The sequence below is a fragment of the Streptomyces sp. NPDC048349 genome (genome assembly GCF_040651925.1).
Taxonomy (GTDB): Bacteria; Actinomycetota; Actinomycetes; order Streptomycetales; family Streptomycetaceae; genus Streptomyces.
The window spans coordinates 1-2,028 of sequence record NZ_JBEZLA010000145.1; the positions used below are offsets into that span (position 1 = coordinate 1).

2 protein-coding genes are annotated in these 2,028 nt (G+C 68.1%); one reads left to right on the forward strand and one right to left on the reverse strand.

Annotated features, from left to right (window positions below):
• Nucleotides 1–116: 116 nt before the first annotated feature.
• A complete protein-coding gene (locus AB0D44_RS34310; RefSeq protein WP_362598814.1) occupies nt 117–1,619 on the reverse strand; it encodes an ISL3 family transposase in 1,503 nt (500 codons plus the stop codon).
• A gap of 15 nt (nt 1,620–1,634) precedes the next feature.
• On the opposite strand from AB0D44_RS34310, the gene AB0D44_RS34315 reads away from it, so the two are divergent.
• On the forward strand, nt 1,635–1,790 hold the full coding sequence (locus AB0D44_RS34315; RefSeq protein ID WP_362598817.1) for a hypothetical protein: 156 nt from the start codon (nt 1,635–1,637) through the stop codon (nt 1,788–1,790).
• The last annotated feature ends 238 nt before the right edge of the window (nt 1,791–2,028 follow it).

Genomic DNA, 2,028 nt, shown 5'->3' on the forward strand with positions numbered 1-2,028 from the left:
GCGGGGAACTGGTAGCGCAGGGGCCAGAGCTCGACGCTGCTCGCATGATCACTCAAAAGCACTGTCGCAGGATGTCACATGCAGCCCGGTAACCCCAGGTCAGGAGTCTGCTCCGGTCATGGAGGCTGAGCGAGGACGAGGGTCCGCAGGTGCGCGAAGGACGCCCCGCCGTATGACCGGCGTTTGAGCAGCTTGATGCGGGTGACCTGGCCTTCGACGGCGCCGGAGCTCCAGGGCCGGGTGAGGCCGTTGACAACAGCGTCCCAGTCGTTCTGGAGGAAAGCGGCGAAGCCCTGGACCGGCTGTGGTCCCTGGTCGAGGGCTCGGGTCATCCAGTTTGTGAGGTCCTGACCTCGGCGTTCTCGGGCGATGGCGCTGAACTCGTGGGCGAGGTCGCGGGCGGTGGCCAGGTCGGGGCAGCCGTCCAGGATGCTGTCGAGCTGTTCGCGCTGGCGGTTGGTCAGCGTGTCGGGGTGGCGCATGATCCAGGTGGTGATCCGGCGGGGGCCGGGGATCGGCCGTGCGGGTTCGGGGGCGGCGGTGCCGGCGTGGAGGGTCGCGATGTACTTGGTGACCACGACGCGGCTGCCGCGGTAGCCGCGTTCTCGGATCTCGCGGCAGAGGGCGGCAGCGTTGGTCGCGCCTCCGCGGAAGCGGTGTTGCAGGTAGGGCTTGAAGCGATTGATGTGGCCGTTGGGACGGCGTTCGCGAGCCGAGGCGAGGATCTGGTCGAGGTCGGTGGTGAGGTAGTGGCGGACAGTCTTGCGGTCCCGTCTCGTGCGGTCGGCGATTCGACTGATCGTCCAGCCGCGTTCGCGCAATTGGTGGATGTCGCTGTGCCATTGGCGGACGCGGGCCAGGAGCTGGCCGTCCGGTGGGTCGCTCGGCTCCAGCGGCCCGATCAGCGCCGCCAAGGACGCGGGGTCCGACGGCTCCTGGGTCTGGTCCGTCTCGGCGTCATTACACAGGCAGACGCGGTGTTGGTGGGCGGTTCGTTCGACGGCACGGGCCAGCGAGTGGAGCAAGTGCCACCTGTCTGCGACCTGGATCGCGTCGGGTGCCGCGCGGGCGGCGGCCTGCCTGAAGGTGCTTGACCGGTCCCGGCAGATGACCTCGATCTCAGGGTGGTCCGCAAGCCAGGAGGCCACGGTGTCCGCGGTGCGGTCGGGCAGAAGGTCGATGGGCCGGCGTGTTCTTTCGACGTCGATCAGGACAGTGCCGTAGGTGGCGCCCTTGCGGAACGCGAACTCATCGATCCCCAGCACCCTGACCTGGGCAGACGTCGGGTCCGGAAGCCGCCGGAGTTCCCCGGGAATCACGTCCCGGCTCGTCCGCACCGGCAGGTAGTCGGCGAGCCGGGCACCGGCCCGGCCGCCGACTGCCAGCCCGATCGCCTGCACCATCCGGGCCAGGGCCGTCGTCCGGCGCCGGTACCACGCGGTCAGGCTCGGCACCTGTTCCGCCATGGTCCGGCGGGTGCACAGGCCGTTGTCGCAGAAGACCCGGCGGACCCGCAGACGCAGCAGCACCCGCCGACCGCCCAGCGGACGGTCGGCCAGGCGCCGCATGTACCTGCTGTGCACGCGTGAAGCGATCACACCGCACGAGGGACATGCCATCGTCCGCTGCCGAGCATGCAGATCAATCCGTACCGCATCCCAACGACGCCCCACCGCGTCGATGCCCAGCCCCTCAACATCAGGCCACACCAGATCCCAGAACCGTTCGTCCCCCACGAACACCATGCCGAGGAAGGGACATTGCCGGGCATGACGGATGTTTCGAACTGACCTTCACGAAATATCCGCCACAGCCTTTTCAAGAATCCCCATCAGGTGATGTGGCCCCTTGAAAATCGCCACCCGGGCTCAGGCGTTTCCCAGACCTGCTCATCTTGATTCCCCACCCAGGCTCGCCGATCTGAGGACGGGCACCATTCGGGAGGGCCGCCCGATGGCCAGCCAGGGGTCGGCCCGCCCAACGGAGTGAACTCGCCACTCACCTTGGGCCGTGGTGTTCGGTCGTAAA